Origin of the sequence: Nguyenibacter vanlangensis (assembly GCF_013376155.1) — a bacterium.
Lineage (GTDB): Bacteria > Pseudomonadota > Alphaproteobacteria > Acetobacterales > Acetobacteraceae > Gluconacetobacter > Gluconacetobacter vanlangensis.
Genome location: NZ_JABXXP010001083.1, coordinates 1 through 726, shown reverse-complemented (window position 1 = coordinate 726; position 726 = coordinate 1). Strand labels below are relative to the sequence as shown.

General features: G+C 72.0%; 2 protein-coding genes. Both read left to right on the top strand.

Translation table 11 applies throughout. The annotated features are described in order from the left end of the window. A partial coding sequence (locus HUK84_RS21370) for an HAD-IA family hydrolase (RefSeq protein ID WP_176641946.1) occupies nucleotides 1-242 on the top strand: 242 nt, incomplete at its 5' end. Between the two features lie 148 nt (nucleotides 243-390). Next, on the top strand, nucleotides 391-726 hold a 336-nt coding region (locus HUK84_RS21365; protein WP_176641945.1), incomplete at its 3' end, for a response regulator.

The following is a 726-nucleotide window of genomic DNA, read 5'->3' as shown; positions in this document are numbered from 1 at the left end:
CGGCCCCGGACTGCTTCCTGCTGGCTGCCGGCATCCTGGGCGTCGCCGCCGAGGACTGCCTGGTCTGGGAGGATTCGCCCGCCGGCATCGCGGCGGCCGAGGCCGCCGGCGCTGGGGTCGTGGTCCTGACCGCCACCCACCGCCACAGGATGGAAACCCGCCACCCCGCCATCGCGGATTATGTCCGCCTGGCCCACGGCCAGGACGAAACGGGCGCGCTGGGCCTGTTCATGCACCCATGACGTCCCGCCGATCGCCCGCGCCCCTCCCACGCCGGCGATGATGCCGGCAGCGCCCGATTCCCCTTGACGACGTCGCCGGTTTCCTGGCGTACGGGGTGCCGGCAGTCCGCCCATCGGCAAAGGGCGGCGGCGCGGGGAGAGGGACGATTTGCGTATCCTGCTGATCGAGGATGATCCGGAATCCGCCGCCTTCATCGCCCAGGGGCTTGGCGGCGAAGGCCACGCGATCGACGTCGCCGCCGACGGCCATGCCGGCCTGAAACGCGCCGCCGAGGACTGGGACCTGCTGATCGTCGACCGCATGCTGCCGGGCCTCGACGGATTGTCGATCGTGCGCCGGCTGCGCGCCACCGGCCTCCAGGCCCCCGTCCTGTTCCTGACCACGATGGACGGCATCGATGACCGGGTGGCCGGATTGCGGGCCGGCGGCGACGATTACCTGGTCAAGCCCTTCGCACTGGTCGAACTGGCGGCCCGCGTCGGC